We start from the raw sequence: 15,832 nt of genomic DNA on the forward strand, positions 1-15,832 counted from the left end.
TGCGATGACCGTGATTTATCAGACCACCATTACCCGCATCGGCCAGAGCGCAGCGGATGCGCTCAGCGACCAGATGCTGATTACTTTCCGCGAAGGTGCCCCGGCAGATATCGAAGAGTTTTGCTTTATTCACTGCCACGGCGAGCTTAACGGCGAGCTGAAAGCAGGAAGCCAGCTGGAGCTGGGCGAGACGCGCTATGCGGTAACCGCCGTCGGCGATGTCGCCGAGCAAAACCTGCGCGAACTGGGCCATATCACCCTGCGTTTTGACGGACAGCCGCAGGCGGAGTATCCCGGTACGGTTCACGTAGCGGGCCCGGTTCCGCAGGCTGTCACCCCAGGCTGCACGTTAAAATTTGTTGCGTAATTAAGGAGAAACACATGAGTCAGGTTGCCGTTGTCATTGGTGGAGGACAAACCTTAGGCGAGTTCCTTTGCCGTGGGCTTGCCGCAGAAGGCTACCGCGTGGCGGTCGTGGATATTCAGAGTGAAAAAGCCGCCCGCGTGGCGGACACCATCAACACCGAATTTGGTGAAGGGATGGCGTACGGGTTTGGTGCCGACGCCACCAGCGAGCAAAGCGTAATGGCGCTCGCCCGCGGCGTGGACGAGATTTTTGGACGTACCGACCTGCTGGTCTACAGCGCGGGAATTGCGAAAGCGGCGTTTATCAGCGATTTCGAACTGGGGGATTTTGACCGCTCGCTGCAGGTCAATCTGGTGGGTTATTTCCTCTGCGCCCGCGAGTTTTCCCGCCTGATGATCCGCGACGGGATTCAGGGGCGCATTATTCAGATCAACTCGAAATCCGGGAAAGTGGGCAGCAAGCACAACTCCGGCTACAGCGCGGCCAAGTTTGGCGGCGTGGGGCTGACGCAGTCTCTGGCACTGGATCTGGCCGAATACGGCATTACCGTTCACTCGCTGATGCTGGGCAACCTGCTGAAATCGCCAATGTTCCAGTCCCTGCTGCCGCAGTACGCCACCAAGCTCGGCATCAAGGCTGAGGACGTTGAGCAGTACTACATCGACAAAGTGCCGCTGAAGCGCGGGTGCGATTATCAGGACGTGCTGAACATGCTGCTGTTTTACGCCAGCCCAAAAGCGTCGTACTGCACCGGCCAGTCGATTAACGTCACCGGCGGGCAGGTGATGTTCTGATCGAGCGGTTTTGCCCGGTGGCGCTAACGCTTACCGGGCCTACAAAAACCTTCAAACCGTAGGCCGGGTAAGGCGCAGCCGCCACCCGGCAATTAAAGGAGTCAATATGGTCACCGCACTCATCACCGTCGCCGCCCTCGCCTGGATCTGCCAGATGGCGTTTGGCGGCTGGCAGATCCATCAGTTCAACCGCGCGTTTGATGCCCTGTGTCAGAAAGGTCGCGTGGGCGTCGGGCGTTCCGGCGGACGCTTTAAACCGCGCGTGGTGGTCGCCGTTGTGTTGGATGAACACGATCGCGTATGCGATTCCCTGATCATGCGTGGCATGACGGTGTTTGCTCGTCCGACTAAAATCCAGGCAATCAACGGCATTTCACTGCAGGAATTACGGCCTGATGTGATCTTTCCCCATGATTCAGGCTGTCAGAATGCACTATCATTAGCGCTTAATCTGAAACATGGATAATTTCGTTGTGAAAGCTATAGACTTGCGAAATTATCATTTCGCAACCTAAGGAACGAAGCGCCTATGAAACCACGTCAGCGGCAGGCGGCCATTCTCGAGTATCTGCAAAAGCAGGGGAAATGCTCGGTGGAGGATCTGGCCCACTACTTTGACACCACCGGCACGACAATACGCAAGGACCTGGTATTGCTCGAAAACTCTGGCGCCGTCATCCGAACTTACGGCGGGGTGATGCTGAATAAGGACGAAGCTGACCCGCCTATCGATCACAAAACGCTGATCAATACCCACCAGAAAGCGCTTATTGCCGAGGCCGCCGTTAAATTTATTCACGATGGTGATTCCATCATCCTCGACGCAGGCAGCACCGTCCTGCAAATGATCCCCCTGCTCAGCCGCTTTAACAACATCACGGTGATGACCAACAGCCTGCATATCGTCAACGCCCTGTCGGAATTTGACAGCGAGCAGACTATCCTGATGCCCGGCGGCACCTTTCGCAAAAAATCGGCGTCGTTTCACGGTCAGCTGGCCGAGAACGCTTTCGACCACTTCAGCTTCGATAAGCTGTTTATGGGCACCGACGGCATCGATCTGAACGCAGGCGTCACGACCTTCAATGAGGTATTCAGCGTCAGTAAAGCGATGTGCAACGCCGCACGGGAAGTGATTTTGATGGCAGACTCGTCGAAGTTTGGCCGCAAAAGTCCCAACATTGTCTGTAGCCTTGAAAGCGTTGATAAGCTGATTACCGACGCGGGGATTGATCCGGCGTTCAAAAAGGCGCTGGAAGAGAAAGGTATCGACGTGATCGTAACCGGAGAGAGAGATGAGTGATTTTCTGTTAGAAACGGGCCGCCAGACGCTGATGCTGGAGCTGCAGGAAGCCAGCCGCCTGCCAGAACGTCTGGGCGAGGATTTTGTCCGCGCCGCCAACACGATTATCCACTGCGAAGGCAAAGTGATCGTGGCGGGCATCGGTAAATCCGGTCATATCGGCAAAAAAATTGCCGCGACGCTGGCGAGCACCGGCACCCCGGCCTTCTTCGTGCATCCCGCCGAGGCGCTGCATGGCGATCTGGGGATGATTGAAAGCCGCGATGTGATGCTGTTTATCTCCTACTCCGGTTCGGCCAAAGAGCTGGATCTCATTATTCCGCGCCTGCAGGAGAAATCGGTCGCTCTGCTGGCGATGACCGGCAAATCCCGCTCGCCGCTGGCGCTGGCCGCTAAAGCGACGCTGGATATTTCCGTTGAGCGTGAAGCCTGCCCGATGCACCTTGCCCCGACCTCCAGCACCGTCAACACCCTCATGATGGGTGACGCGCTGGCGATGGCGGTGATGCAGGCGCGCGGATTTAACGAAGAAGATTTTGCCCGTTCGCATCCGGCGGGCGCGCTCGGCGCGCGGCTGCTCAATAAGGTTCATCATCTGATGCGCACTGACGATGCCATTCCGCAGGTCAAGCTCGATACCAGCGTGATGGACGCGATGCTGGAACTGAGCCGCACCGGGCTGGGGCTGGTCGCGGTGTGTGACGACCACGGTAGCGTCCAGGGCGTATTCACTGACGGCGACCTGCGGCGCTGGCTGGTGGGGGGTGGCAAACTGGAAACGAAAGTGTCTGACGCGATGACCAAAGGCGGGCTGACGCTGAATGCCGACAGCCGCGCGATTGAGGCCAAAGAGGTGCTGATGAAGCGCAAAATCACCGCCGCACCGGTGGTGGATGACGCCGGCAAGCTCTGCGGTGCCATCAACCTGCAGGATTTCTACCAGGCGGGGATTATTTAACCCTTCAGCCCAAGACGCTTCGCCAGCCGGTGCAGGTTGGCGACGTCCATCTCCAGCGCCCGCGCGCACGCCGCCCAGCTGCGGTTGTTCTGCTCCAGCGCGCGGGTAATCATCTGACGCTGGAACGCTTCCGTCGCCTCGCGCAGGTTTTCATTTGCATTCTCCGGCACACGCTGAGCCACCGCCTGCACGGCGTCATCGTGCAACGCAAAATGACGCGCGTGGATCACAACCTCATCACCCGCACGCGTCGCCCGCGCCAGCACTACCGCACGGTGAATCGCATGCTCCAGCTCGCGCACATTGCCCGGCCAGCCGTAGCTCAACAGATGCGCCCTTGCCCCCGGGCTGAGTACCACGCGGGAAAGCCCCATTCTGAGACGGCATTGCTCGCAGAAATAGCCCGCCAGCAGAACCACATCTTCTCCGCGCTCGCGCAGCGGCGGCACGGTAAGCGGGAACACGCTCAGACGGTGGAAAAGATCCGCGCGGAAATGCCCGGCCAGCACCGCTTCTCGCAGATCGCGGTTGGTCGCCGCCAGCACGCGCACGTCCACCCGTAAGCTGCGGTCATCCCCCACCCGCTGGATGTCACCGTACTGCAATACGCGCAGCAGTTTGGCCTGGAGCGAGAGCGAAAGCTCTCCAATCTCATCGAGAAACAGCGTCCCGTTATCGGCCATCTCAAACTTACCGCTGCGGTTGCTGATGGTCCCGGTAAATGCCCCTTTGACGTGACCAAACAGCTCGCTTTCCGCCACGCTCTCCGGCAATGCGGCACAGTTAAGGTATACGAGCGGGTTGGCCGCGCGTGGTGAGGCTTCATGAATTGACTTCGCCACCAGCTCTTTACCGGTGCCGGTTTCACCGAAGATCAGCACGTTCAGGTCGGACGCGGCGACAATCTCAATCTCTTTTTTAAGCTGCGCTATGCCCGGCGACAGACCGATCATCTCCGTGTGCGCCACCGGCTCAAACGCCGACGGGCTGCCGGGAAGAATATTCTGGCTTTCCAGCTGTTCTATCAGCAACGCGTTATTGAGCGCCCCGGAGGCCAGCGCGGCAATCAGCCTTAACTCTTCATCACTGAAGGTGTCGAACTGGTCCGGCGACATGCCGTCGAGGGTTAATGCGCCAATCAGGTGTTGTCCGGCAAACAGCGGCAGACCGATACAGGCGTGCACCTTCAGGCTCTCCTGCCCCGGGATCAGACCGTCGTAGGGATCCTGCAAGTCGCTGTCCGCCGGGAAACGTACCACGTCACCCGCACGGGCAATGGTTTCCAGCCGCGGATGCCCTTCAAGAGTAAACCGCCGCCCGAGAACATCTTTCGCGAGCCCGTCGATAGCCAGCGGAATAAATTGTCTCCCCTCGTAGCGCAACAGCGCCGAGGCATCGCACGCCAGCACGTGACGCAGCGTGGAGATAAGCCGCTGAAAACGGTCCTGATGACCGATACCGGTTTGCAGTTCAATGGCGATCTTCGCCAGCACATCTACGGAAAAACTCATGGCTGCCTCGCTGTCATTTTGACAATAAATAGTGTCATATTGACCGTCATCAGGATAGTCATAATGACTACTCATCACGAGGTATAGAAAAAATAATCCATTAAAATCAATAAAATAAAAGTTGGCACGCAATGTGATATAGGCAAATCATCTTATTCAAAAACGCTGTATTACGTTGAGGTTGCTATGTCTATTCTGGTTAAAAATAACATTCATTGGGTGGGTCAACGTGACTGGGAGGTGCGTGATTTCCACGGGACGGAATACAAAACGCTGCGCGGCAGCAGCTACAACAGCTATCTTATCCGTGAAGGCAAAAACGTACTGATCGATACCGTCGATCATAAATTCAGCCGCGAGTTCGTGCAGAACCTGCGCAGCGAAATCGATCTCGACGCAATCGACTACATCATCATCAACCACGCGGAAGAGGATCACGCCGGTGCGTTGACCGAGCTGATGTCGTACATTCCGAATACACCGATCTACTGCACCACCAACGCCATCGACTCGATCAACGGTCATCACCATCATCCGGAATGGAATTTCCACACCGTGAAAACCGGCGACTCGCTGGATATCGGCAACGGCAAACAGCTGATCTTCGTTGAAACCCCGATGCTGCACTGGCCGGACAGCATGATGACCTACATGACCGGCGACGCGGTATTGTTCAGCAACGACGCCTTTGGCCAGCACTACTGTGACGAACGCCTGTTCAATGATGAAGTGGATCAGACCGAACTGTTTGAGCAGTGCCAGCGCTACTACGCCAACATTCTGACCCCGTTCAGCCGTCTGGTGACGCCAAAAATCACCGAGATCCTCGGCTTTAACCTGCCGGTGGACATGATTGCCACCTCCCACGGCGTGGTGTGGCGTGAAAACCCCACCCAGATCGTTGAGCTGTACCTGAAATGGGCGGCGGATTATCAGGAAGACCGCATCACGATTTTCTACGACACCATGTCCAATAACACCCGCATGATGGCGGACGCCATTGCCCAGGGCATCAACGAAGTGGATCCGAACGTGGCGGTGAAAATCTTCAACGTGGCGCGCAGCGATAAAAACGAGATCCTCACCAATGTCTTCCGCTCAAAAGGCGTGCTGGTGGGCACCTCCACGATGAACAACGTGATGATGCCGAAAATTGCTGGCCTGGTGGAAGAGATGACCGGCCTGCGTTTTCGCAACAAACGCGCCAGCGCGTTTGGCTCTCACGGCTGGAGCGGCGGCGCGGTAGATCGCCTCTCTACCCGTCTGCAGGATGCAGGTTTTGAGATGTCCCTGAGTCTGAAAGCGAAATGGCGCCCGGATATCGACGCGCTGGAAATTTGCCGTCAGCATGGCCGCGACATTGCCCGTCAGTGGGCGCTCGCACCGCTTCCTGAGGCGTCTGCAAAACCTACCGAACAGCAGGAAGCCTGTGCCTGTGCAGCTGCCGCTGCTGCACACCTCGGCCCACGCATGCAGTGCAGCGTTTGCCAGTGGATATATGACCCGGAACGGGGCGAACCCCTTCAGGACGTTGCCCCGGGCACGCCGTTGTGCGACGTGCCGGACACCTTCCTCTGCCCGGAATGTTCCCTCGGTAAAGACGTCTTTGACGAACTGGGTACGGAGGCAAAATGAATCACGGCATCGTCATCATCGGTTCGGGCTTCGCCGCCCGCCAGCTGGTGAAAAATATCCGCAAACAGGACGCTAACGTGCCGGTGACGGTGATCGCCGCCGACAGCATGGATGAGTACAACAAGCCTGATTTAAGCCATGTCATCAGCCAGAATCAGCGCGCCGAAGACCTCACCCGCCAGACGGCGGGGGAGTTCGCGGAACAGTTTAACCTGCGCCTGTTTCCCTACACCTGGGTTACCGATATCGACGCCGTCGCGCACGTCGTGAAGGCGAAAGACAAAATCTGGCAGTACGACAAGCTGGTGCTGGCCACGGGGGCCTCTGCCTTTGTGCCGCCCGTTGAAGGGCGAGAGCTGATGATCACCCTAAACAGCCAACAGGAGTATCAGGCAAGCGAAACGGGGCTTCGCGATGCGCAACGCGTGATGATCGTCGGCGGTGGGCTGATTGGTACCGAGCTGGCGATGGATTTCTGCCGCGCGGGTAAAACCGTTACCCTGGTTGACCACGCGGCGAGCATTCTGTCGGCGCTGATGCCCGCAGAAGTAAGCAGCCGCTTACAGCATCGACTGACCGACATGGGCGTCCATCTGCTGCTCAAATCGCAGTTACAGAGTCTGAGCAAAACCGCAGGCGGCATTCGTGGGGCGCTCGACCGCAACCGCAGCGTTGAGGTGGATGCGGTGGTTGCCGCGACGGGTCTGCGCCCGGAAACCGCGCTGGCACATCGCGCTGGCGCCGAAACAGACCGCGGCGTAAAGGTCGACAGCTACCTGCAAACCTCACAGCCGGACATTTATGCCCTGGGCGACTGCGCGGAAATTAACGGCCGGGTGCTGCCGTTCCTGCAACCGATCCAGTTGAGCGCCATGGTCCTGGCGAAAAACCTGATCGGCGTCAGCGCGCCGCTAAAGCTTTCGCCGATGCTGGTGAAGGTGAAAACGCCGGACCTGCCGCTGCACCTTGCGGGAGAAACGCAGCGACAGGATCTGAGCTGGCAAATCGCCATTGAATCACAGGGGATGGTGGCGCGCGGCATCGACGCAGATGACCAACTGCGCGCCTTTGTGGTGAGCGAAGAGAGAATGAAGGAGGCGTTCGCGCTGCTGAAATCGCTACCTGCTTAACCGTCGTATTGCCGGGTGGCGCTGCGCTTACCCGGCCTACAAAACAACAAAAAGAGAGTTGAGGCAAAAATTCAGGAGCGCACCACCAGCGCATCGTAGCCGCGCCAGCGGTAGTTGGCCATGGAGATCAGCCAGCAGGCGACAAACAGCCCGACCACCACAAACCCGGCGTTGCCGAGGTTATCGTTCACCGCGCCCACCGCATCCCAGATGCCGCCGCTAAGGGCAAATTTATCCATCAGCAGACCCAGCGCTTCCAGCCCACCAATGAACAGGGCCACCACCACGGAGGTACCCGTAATGGTCATGTTGTAGTAGAGCTTGCGCTGCGGTTTGTTAAACGCCCAGCCGTAGGCACCGACCATCAGCAAATTGTCGAGGGTATCCACCAGCGCCATACCGCTGGCGAAGAGCGCCGGGAAGATCATGATTGACCACACCGACATCCCGCTGGAGGCGCTGGCGGCAGAAATCCCCAGCACGCCAATTTCAGTGGCGGTATCAAACCCGAGACCAAACAGGAAGCCTACCAGGTACATCTGCCAGCTTTTATTGACGAGGCGGAAGGTTTTGCCAAACAGCCAGCTCATCACCCCACCCTGGGCGGGAAGCTCCACGTCGCTGCGGGCCGCATGCCCCTTTTTCAGCGCCTGGAAACTGCACCATACGCCGCGCAAAATCACCATATTCACCAGCGCCATCGCCAGCAGGAAGGTGGCGGAAACGGCGGTGCCAATCAGGCTCCCGGTCTCGTGGAACCATGCCATATTTTTCTGAAACGCCGTGGCGGTGGCGGCGATAGCGATGGAAGCCAGCACCACGATAGTGGAGTGCCCCAGCGAGAACCATGCCCCCACGCCGGACGGGCGTTTGCCCTGCTGCATCATCTTACGCGTCACGGTATCAATGGCAGCAATGTGGTCGGCATCCACCGCATGACGCAGCCCGTAACACCAGGCCAGCAGGCTTGCCGCCATCAGCGCCGTACTGCCGCTGAAGGTGTGCCATGCCCAGCCCCAGGCCAGCAGGTTTGCCATTACCAGTGCCAGCAGCAGAAGCGCGGCGCGAGGTTCATTGCGTAACAGTCGTAACATTTTAAATCCTTTGTGAACATGACCGGGCAGCGGCGACCACCGCCTGCCCGAAGGAGATCGCTCCGTCACCTGCAGGCAGGCGCGAAGGAAAAAGAAGCGTAAAGTCAGAAAGATAATGCCGCAGGCGCGCGCGCAGCAGGCGGTTATGTAACACACCGCCACTGAGGCAGATTGTTGAAAGCGATAAGCGTCGGGCATGGGATGCGGCATGCTCCGACAGCCCTCTGGCCAGCGCATCGTGAAACGCCCACGCGCGCTCGCAGGGCTCCGCCTGCCAGGCAAGCCACTGTTGCCAGAAAAGTGCAAGGTCGTCCACCGACAGCGTAACCGGGTGTTTCACACCGTTGCACCGTGCCGCCAGCGCCTCCAGCCTGCAGGCCGCTTCGCCTTCGTAGCACTGCGTATCGATGCCCAGCGCACAGGCAACCGCATCAAACAGGCGTCCACAGGACGAGGCCTGCGGCGCGTTGATGCTACGCTGGATCGCCGTCGCCAGTAGCGGCCAGTTCTGGCCCTGCACTGCCCGCGTCTCCGGGAACTGCTGCCAGTCAGGCACAAAGTCCAGGCAGTGGGCGAGCAAATTGCGCCACGGCTGCTTCGCTGCCAGATCGCCCCCCGGCAGCGCAACGGCAGGCAGGCCACCCAAATGTTCGCAGTCGACATAGTTCACCCGCAGGCACTCTCCGCCCCACAGCGCGCCATTCTCGCCCATGCCGATCCCGTCCAGCGTCAGGGCGATAACGTCCCCACCGCCGAGCGGCCAGCCATTTTCAGCCAGACACGCCGCCGCATGGGCATGATGATGCAGCACGGTTTCAACGGGCAGCGCCTGCTCCAGCGCCCACTGACGGGCGTGATACGCCGGATGGGCATCGCACACGACACGCGCGGGCTTAAAGGCATAAACCTGTTGCATCATTGCCAGCGCCGAACGCCACTGTGCGTCGACCCCCTCGTCACTGAGATCGCCAAAATGCGGGCTCAACACAGCCTGATTTCCGCGCACCAGGCAGAAGGTATTTTTCATCTCTGCCCCGGTAGACAATATGGCAGGGATATCGTCAAACCCGGCGGGTAACGTGATGGCATCCGGCACAAAACCGCGCGCGCGACGCAGCATCGCGCCATCCCGATCCACCACCGAATCATCCATCCGTTGCAGAATATCGCGGTTGTGCAGCAGGAAGCCGTCAGCCATGTCGCGGAGCGCATCCAGCGCTTCCTGATTCGTCATCGCAGGCGGGCGGCCGCTGAGGTTGCCGGAGGTCATCACCAGCGGACGCTGGCAGTCCATCATCAGTAAATGCTGAATCGGATTCGCAGGCAGCATCACGCCGACACAATCTAGCCCCGGCGCAATGGCCTCAGGCAGCGCGGGAAGCGAGGCTTTGGGCGTCAACACAATGGGCGCAGCAGGAGAGCGTAGCAGGGTCTGCATCGCCTCCGGCAGGTCATCCGCATCGGGGATCATCACCGCCAGCGGCTTCGTCGGGCGCTGTTTGCGTGCCCGTAGCGTCGCCACCGCCTGCGGGTTAAGCGCGTCGCAGGCAAGGTGAAAGCCTCCCAGCCCCTTGATGGCGACAATACCGCCGCTTTTTAGCTTCTCCACTGCGGCGCGTAATGCCGGTTCGCGCGTGGCAACGCTGTCCCCGGCTCGCCACATCAGCGCTGGCCCGCAGTCCGGGCAGGCCACCGGCTGAGCGTGAAAACGCCGATCGGCCGGGTTGCGATACTCGGCTTCACACGGTGCGCACAGCGGGAAGTCGGCCATTGACGTGGCCGGGCGATCGTAGGGCATGGCGCGGATGATGGTGAAGCGCGGGCCGCAATGGGTACAGTTGATAAACGGGTAACGATAACGGCGCTCGCGGGGATCGCGCATCTCCGCCAGGCACGCCGGACAGGTGGCGGCATCCGGCACGATTTGCGTGTCCATCGCCCCGCTCTCGCTCTGGCGGATGGTAAAATCCGTCGGCAGAGCGGGCCAGCTAAAGGGCTGCGTGTCTACGTCGTCAATCCGCGCCAGCGGTGGGCAGTCCTGGCGCAGCCTCGCGGTAAAGTCCCCCCCATTACCCGCGAGACGCACCAGGACACCCTCTCCGTCGTTACAGACGTCGCCCGTCAGCATCATCTGGTGCGCCAGCTGCCAGACAAAGGGACGAAACCCTACGCCCTGCACTTTGCCGCGCACCCGAAGCTGTACGCCGTTAACGCGCATTGCGACTTAAAACAGCAGCGATGACGAGGTGTCAAACGCTGCGCGACGGCGTTTTTCTGCGCTCATCTGCTCGAGCTTGTCGCGATCCACGCAGACCAGCGCGTGGGTCGGGCAGGCTTCCATACAGGCCGGGCCAGCTTCACGGTGGTAGCAAAGGTCGCATTTGTTGGCCTCGGCTTTCTCCGCCCGCACGCTCAGGCCCATACCGCTGTTGCGTACTACCGGACGGACAACCACTTCCATCGCGCCATACGGGCAGGCGACCACGCAGGTTTTACAGCCAATGCAGCGCTCCTGCATCACATGCACAAAGCCCTTCTCGCGTTTAATCGCCCCGTTCGGGCAGACGTTCGCGCACGGTGCGTCTTCGCACTGGCGACAAATAGCGGCGGTGGAAATATTCACGCCTTTAATGACGTGGATGCGTGGCAAAAACGTGTCGGGGGTAAGTGATGCGCAATCCTGCTCCGCCTGATGGGAAACCACGCACGCCACTTCACAGGTACGGCAACCAATGCACTTACTGGCATCGGCCATAATAAAACGGTTCATCTGCTTCTCCAGCATTACAGTTATGCGCGGAGCTATTCATAAACCGTGCCAATTATTAACCAATTGATTTTAAACGACTTTAAAAATCACAGTCGCGCTGTCATCGTCACTTATGACGATGACAGCTGTCGACATCAGCAGTGGGGGCCGTCAGTCACGGAGTCGCGCAGGATAAGCTCGCCGGAGAACGTTTGCTGATATTTGAATTCACCGCCGTCGAGCATGAAAATCAGACGACTGATGGTTTCCTGGATCATCTCCGTGACCGGAATACGCACGCTGGAGAGCGAAGGCACAATGTACGGCGCTATCGCCACGTCGTCGAAGCCGATGACTGACACCGCGTCCGGCGTGGCAACGCCGCTCTCGTGCAGCTGTTTAATGGCGCCAATCGCCATGTCGTCGTTGCTCGCCACCAGCGCCGTAAAGCGTTCGCCGCGTGCGAGCAGTTCGGATACCGCCGCCGCGCCGCTGGCCGGGTTCCACTTCCCTTCGGCGATAAGCTCGTCGCGCAGGGCAATACCGTGCTGCGTCAGCGCATCTTTGTAACCAGACAGTCGCTCAACGCCGGTCGGGGAATCCAGCGAACCGGTGATAAACGCAATCTCCCGGTGCCCTTTTGCAATCAGCTGCGACACCGCGTCCTGACAGGAAGCTTTATGATCGGACCAGACGCTGTGGCTGCTGTTTTTCCGCAGGCGGCGGTTGAGCACCATAATCGGCTGCTCACACTTCTCGACGATCGCATCCAGTTTATCCACGTTCAAAAAGCGCGGGTAGATGATCACCGCGTCGCAGCGCATATCGAGCAGATACTGGATCGCCTCGCGCTCTTCATCCGCGCTGTGCTTGCCGTCCGCGAGGATCAACTGTCGCCCTTTCTCTTCCGTCATTCGTGCGGCATGAAACAGCAGTTCGCTAAAGTAGACGCCGTGATAAAGGGTGTTCGTCACCACCAGCCCCAGGGTCTGGGTACGTTTGGTCGCCAGGTTTCGCGCCAGTAAATTCGGGCGATAACCGCTCTCTTCAATGGCCTGAAAAACCCGGTCTTTGGTCTCCTGGCTGACATAGCCATTTCCCGACAGCACGCGGGATACCGTCGCTTTCGAAACGCCTGCCCGCTTCGCCACTTCAAGCATCGTGGTCATGTTGTTATTCCATCTGAATCTGATGAAGCGCAGTGTACTGCACTGCAGAAAAATTGTCGCAGCGGCGAAATCACGCTTTCGCTACCGACTAGTGATCATCATCACGAATTGAAAAAATGACCAAAAAGCGATCTTGTTTCACTCAAAGAAACTCATGATGATTATGTGGAACCGGTTTCCTACATTTCACACAACGATAACAGGATCACATCCGATGGCCAAAAATTACGCTGCGCTGGCGAACGACGTTATCAGCGCGCTGGGCGGCAAAGAGAACATCGTCGCCGTCACCCACTGCATGACGCGACTGCGTTTCGTTCTGAAAGACGAAACCCTCACCGACGCCGCGCGCCTGAAAAGCATCAGCGGCGTGCTTGGCGTAGTGCGTAACGACAACCAGTGCCAGGTGATCATTGGCAACACGGTTTCTCAGGCCTACCGCGAAGTGGTAAGCCTGCTGCCCGTTGACCTGCAGCCCGCGGTGCCGGAAGGCCCGCAGAAGCTGACGTTACGCCGCATTGGCTCCGGGATCCTCGACGCGCTGATCGGCACCATGTCGCCGCTGATCCCCGCGATCATCGGCGGTTCGATGGTCAAGCTGCTGGCGATGATCCTTGAGATGACAGGCGTGCTGCCAAAGGGCGCGCCAACGCTTACCATTCTGACGGTGATTGGCGACGGGGCATTCTTCTTCCTGCCGCTGATGGTGGCCGCCTCGGCGGCAGTGAAATTCAAAACCAATATGTCGCTGGCGATCGCCATTGCGGGCGTGCTGGTGCACCCGAGCTTTATCGAGTTGATGGCGAAAGCCGCGCAGGGCGAGCATGTTGAGTTCGCCTTTATCCCGGTGACGGCGGTGAAATACACCTACACCGTTATCCCCGCGCTGGTGATGACCTGGTGCCTGTCTTACATCGAACGCTGGGTCGATCGCATTACCCCGGCGGTAACGAAAAACTTCCTCAAGCCGATGCTGATCGTCCTGATTGCCGCCCCGCTCGCCATCGTGCTGATTGGGCCGCTCGGGATCTGGATCGGGAGCGCTATCTCCGCACTGGTTTACACCATTCACGGCTATCTGGGCTGGCTCTCCGTCGCCATCATGGGCGCACTCTGGCCGCTGCTGGTCATGACGGGAATGCACCGCGTCTTTACGCCAACCATTATTCAGACCATTGCCGAAACGGGTAAAGAAGGGATGGTCATGCCGTCAGAAATCGGCGCCAACCTGTCGCTCGGCGGTTCGTCTTTAGCGGTGGCATGGAAAACCAAAAACCCGGAACTGCGACAGACGGCGCTGGCTGCGGCGGCTTCTGCCATCATGGCGGGGATCTCTGAACCGGCACTGTACGGTGTGGCGGTACGTCTCAAGCGTCCGCTGATTGCGAGCCTGATCAGCGGCTTTATCTGCGGCGCGGTGGCTGGCATCGCGGGTCTTGCCAGCCACTCGATGGCGGCGCCGGGGCTGTTTACCAGCGTGCAATTCTTCGACCCGGCCAACCCGATGACCATCGTCTGGGTATTCGGCGTGATGGCGCTGGCAGTTGTGCTGTCGTTTGTTCTGACCCTGCTGTTAGGGTTTGAGGATATCCCGGTCGAAGACGAGGCCGAAAAAGCGCGCGCTCTGCAGACCGCGCCGGTACAGAACAACGCAGCAAAAGCATAAATTGAAAGCGAGGTAAGAATGTCTGTTTTTCCACAAGGATTTTTATGGGGCGGCGCGCTTGCCGCTAACCAGAGTGAAGGTGCTTACCGTGAAGGCGGCAAAGGACTGACGACGGTCGATATGATCCCCCACGGCGCCAATCGTCTGGCGGTGAAGCTCGGCAAGGAAAAGCGTTTTTCGCTGCGTGACGACGAGTTTTACCCGAGCCACGAGGCGATTGATTTTTACCATCGCTATAAAGAAGACATCGCCCTGATGGCGGAGATGGGCTTTACGGTATTCCGCACCTCGATTGCCTGGAGCCGCCTCTACCCGAACGGTGACGAACCGCTGCCGAACAAAGAGGGCATAGCCTTTTACCGCGCGGTATTTGAGGAGTGCAAAAAGTACAACATCGAGCCGCTGGTGACGCTCTGCCACTTCGACGTGCCGATGCACCTGGTGACGGAATACGGCTCCTGGCGCCACCGCAAGATGGTCGACTTCTTCGCCCGCTACGCCCGCACCTGCTTTGAGGCGTTTAACGGGCTGGTAAAATACTGGCTGACTTTCAACGAAATCAACATCATGCTGCACAGCCCGTTCTCCGGTGCCGGGCTGGTGTTTGAGGAAGGTGAAAACGAAGATCAGGTAAAATATCAGGCCGCGCACCACGAGCTGGTGGCGAGCGCGCTGGCAACCAAAATCGCTCACGAGGTGAACCCGGAAAATCAGGTGGGCTGCATGCTGGCGGGCGGTAACTTCTATCCGTACTCCTGCAAACCGGAAGACGTGTGGATGGCGCTGGAGAAAGACCGCGAGAACCTGTTCTTTATCGACGTGCAGGCACGCGGCCGCTATCCGGCCTACTCGGCTCGCGTGTTCCGTGAGAAAGGCGTGGTCATTGTCAAAGACCCCGGCGATGACGAGCTGCTGAAAAACACCGTCGATTTTGTCTCGTTCAGCTATTACGCCTCGCGCTGCGCGTCGGCGGATATGAACGCGGGCAACACCAGCGCGGCAAACATCGTGAAGTCCCTGCGTAACCCGCACATTCAGGTGAGCGAATGGGGCTGGGGCATTGACCCGCTTGGCCTGCGCATCACCATGAACATGATGTACGACCGCTACCAAAAGCCGCTGTTCCTGGTGGAAAACGGCCTGGGTGCGAAAGATGTCATTGATGAAAACGGCGAGATTAACGACGACTACCGCATCAGCTATCTGCGCGAGCATATCCGCGCGATGGGTGATGCGATTGAGGACGGCGTGCCGCTGATGGGCTACACCACCTGGGGCTGTATCGACCTGGTTTCAGCGTCTACCGGCGAAATGAGCAAACGCTACGGGTTCGTGTACGTTGACCGCGACGATGCGGGGAACGGCACGCTGGACCGGAAGCGCAAGAAATCGTTCTGGTGGTATAAGAAGGTGATTGCGAGTAACGGGGGCGATCTCGAGTAGCCTGTTGCCCTCA

General features: G+C 58.8%; 14 protein-coding genes. 9 read left to right on the forward strand and 5 right to left on the reverse strand.

From position 1 onward, the window contains the following. Positions 1–4: 4 nt before the first annotated feature. The 5 genes from srlB (at position 5) to gutQ (ending at position 3,422) form a co-directional block, all read left to right on the forward strand. Complete coding sequence (srlB, locus tag BFV64_RS18250) at positions 5–367, forward strand: PTS glucitol/sorbitol transporter subunit IIA (protein WP_014884987.1); 363 nt, start codon at positions 5–7, stop codon at positions 365–367. A 14-nt stretch (positions 368–381) separates the two neighbouring features. Further along, positions 382–1,161, forward strand: coding sequence for a sorbitol-6-phosphate dehydrogenase (srlD, locus tag BFV64_RS18255; RefSeq protein WP_014884988.1), 780 nt, complete (start codon positions 382–384; stop codon positions 1,159–1,161). A gap of 106 nt (positions 1,162–1,267) precedes the next feature. After that, entirely contained in the window at positions 1,268–1,627 is a 360-nt protein-coding gene (gene gutM / locus BFV64_RS18260) for a transcriptional regulator GutM (RefSeq protein ID WP_014884989.1), read from the forward strand. 63 nt (positions 1,628–1,690) lie between these two features. After that, positions 1,691–2,464: a glucitol operon DNA-binding transcriptional repressor SrlR gene (srlR, locus tag BFV64_RS18265; RefSeq protein WP_014884990.1), complete on the forward strand. Its 774-nt coding sequence runs from the start codon at positions 1,691–1,693 to the stop codon at positions 2,462–2,464. Next, positions 2,457–3,422, forward strand: coding sequence for an arabinose-5-phosphate isomerase GutQ (gene gutQ / locus BFV64_RS18270; protein ID WP_023331156.1), 966 nt, complete (start codon positions 2,457–2,459; stop codon positions 3,420–3,422). The genes srlR and gutQ overlap by 8 nt, the downstream gene beginning before the upstream one ends. Here gutQ and norR read toward each other — a convergent pair. Then, positions 3,419–4,933 (reverse strand): nitric oxide reductase transcriptional regulator NorR, encoded by a 1,515-nt coding sequence (gene norR / locus BFV64_RS18275; RefSeq protein WP_069602334.1) that lies wholly within the window; start codon positions 4,931–4,933, stop codon positions 3,419–3,421. The two genes, gutQ and norR, sit on opposite strands and share 4 nt — an antisense overlap. A gap of 186 nt (positions 4,934–5,119) precedes the next feature. Here norR and norV point away from each other — a divergent pair, with 186 nt between their 5' ends. Continuing rightward, the gene (gene norV / locus BFV64_RS18280; RefSeq protein ID WP_069602335.1) at positions 5,120–6,568 is read left to right on the forward strand and encodes an anaerobic nitric oxide reductase flavorubredoxin; all 1,449 of its coding nucleotides are present in this window, start codon (positions 5,120–5,122) and stop codon (positions 6,566–6,568) included. Beyond that, positions 6,565–7,698 (forward strand): NADH:flavorubredoxin reductase NorW, encoded by a 1,134-nt coding sequence (gene norW, locus BFV64_RS18285; protein WP_069602336.1) that lies wholly within the window; start codon positions 6,565–6,567, stop codon positions 7,696–7,698. The genes norV and norW overlap by 4 nt, the downstream gene beginning before the upstream one ends. Positions 7,699–7,769: 71 nt before the next feature. Here norW and BFV64_RS18290 read toward each other — a convergent pair whose 3' ends face one another. The 4 genes from BFV64_RS18290 to BFV64_RS18305 all read right to left on the reverse strand — a co-directional run bounded on the left by BFV64_RS18290 (position 7,770) and on the right by BFV64_RS18305 (position 12,710). Continuing rightward, complete coding sequence (locus tag BFV64_RS18290) at positions 7,770–8,792, reverse strand: HoxN/HupN/NixA family nickel/cobalt transporter (RefSeq protein WP_023337689.1); 1,023 nt, start codon at positions 8,790–8,792, stop codon at positions 7,770–7,772. Between the two features lies 1 nt (position 8,793). Beyond that, entirely contained in the window at positions 8,794–11,010 is a 2,217-nt protein-coding gene (gene hypF, locus BFV64_RS18295; protein ID WP_069602337.1) for a carbamoyltransferase HypF, read from the reverse strand. 6 nt (positions 11,011–11,016) lie between these two features. Beyond that, positions 11,017–11,562 carry an electron transport protein HydN gene (hydN, locus tag BFV64_RS18300; RefSeq protein WP_008499565.1) on the reverse strand — a complete coding sequence of 182 codons (546 nt, stop codon included), beginning with the start codon at positions 11,560–11,562 and terminating at the stop codon, positions 11,017–11,019. A gap of 134 nt (positions 11,563–11,696) precedes the next feature. Further along, positions 11,697–12,710 carry a LacI family DNA-binding transcriptional regulator gene (locus BFV64_RS18305; RefSeq protein ID WP_045282208.1) on the reverse strand — a complete coding sequence of 338 codons (1,014 nt, stop codon included), beginning with the start codon at positions 12,708–12,710 and terminating at the stop codon, positions 11,697–11,699. A 214-nt stretch (positions 12,711–12,924) separates the two neighbouring features. Between BFV64_RS18305 and ascF the strand changes: the two genes are divergently transcribed. Continuing rightward, a complete protein-coding gene (gene ascF / locus BFV64_RS18310) occupies positions 12,925–14,376 on the forward strand; it encodes a PTS cellobiose/arbutin/salicin transporter subunit IIBC (protein ID WP_045282207.1) in 1,452 nt (483 codons plus the stop codon). Between the two features lie 18 nt (positions 14,377–14,394). Next, positions 14,395–15,819: a 6-phospho-beta-glucosidase gene (locus BFV64_RS18315; RefSeq protein WP_045282206.1), complete on the forward strand. Its 1,425-nt coding sequence runs from the start codon at positions 14,395–14,397 to the stop codon at positions 15,817–15,819. Positions 15,820–15,832 lie beyond the last annotated feature (13 nt).

The organism is Enterobacter kobei, from assembly GCF_001729765.1.
Lineage (GTDB): Bacteria > Pseudomonadota > Gammaproteobacteria > Enterobacterales > Enterobacteriaceae > Enterobacter > Enterobacter kobei.

Excerpts from the sequence above, each read along its gene's own strand:
- srlB (WP_014884987.1), top strand. The coding sequence starts at position 5 with ATGACCGTGATTTATCAGACCACCATTACCCGCATCGGCCAGAGCGCA.
- srlD (WP_014884988.1), top strand. The coding sequence starts at position 382 with ATGAGTCAGGTTGCCGTTGTCATTGGTGGAGGACAAACCTTAGGCGAG.
- gutM (WP_014884989.1), top strand. The coding sequence starts at position 1,268 with ATGGTCACCGCACTCATCACCGTCGCCGCCCTCGCCTGGATCTGCCAG.
- srlR (WP_014884990.1), top strand. The coding sequence starts at position 1,691 with ATGAAACCACGTCAGCGGCAGGCGGCCATTCTCGAGTATCTGCAAAAG.
- gutQ (WP_023331156.1), top strand. The coding sequence starts at position 2,457 with ATGAGTGATTTTCTGTTAGAAACGGGCCGCCAGACGCTGATGCTGGAG.
- norR (WP_069602334.1), bottom strand. The coding sequence starts at position 4,933 with ATGAGTTTTTCCGTAGATGTGCTGGCGAAGATCGCCATTGAACTGCAA.
- norV (WP_069602335.1), top strand. The coding sequence starts at position 5,120 with ATGTCTATTCTGGTTAAAAATAACATTCATTGGGTGGGTCAACGTGAC.
- norW (WP_069602336.1), top strand. The coding sequence starts at position 6,565 with ATGAATCACGGCATCGTCATCATCGGTTCGGGCTTCGCCGCCCGCCAG.
- BFV64_RS18290 (WP_023337689.1), bottom strand. The coding sequence starts at position 8,792 with ATGTTACGACTGTTACGCAATGAACCTCGCGCCGCGCTTCTGCTGCTG.
- hypF (WP_069602337.1), bottom strand. The coding sequence starts at position 11,010 with ATGCGCGTTAACGGCGTACAGCTTCGGGTGCGCGGCAAAGTGCAGGGC.
- hydN (WP_008499565.1), bottom strand. The coding sequence starts at position 11,562 with ATGAACCGTTTTATTATGGCCGATGCCAGTAAGTGCATTGGTTGCCGT.
- BFV64_RS18305 (WP_045282208.1), bottom strand. The coding sequence starts at position 12,710 with ATGACCACGATGCTTGAAGTGGCGAAGCGGGCAGGCGTTTCGAAAGCG.
- ascF (WP_045282207.1), top strand. The coding sequence starts at position 12,925 with ATGGCCAAAAATTACGCTGCGCTGGCGAACGACGTTATCAGCGCGCTG.
- BFV64_RS18315 (WP_045282206.1), top strand. The coding sequence starts at position 14,395 with ATGTCTGTTTTTCCACAAGGATTTTTATGGGGCGGCGCGCTTGCCGCT.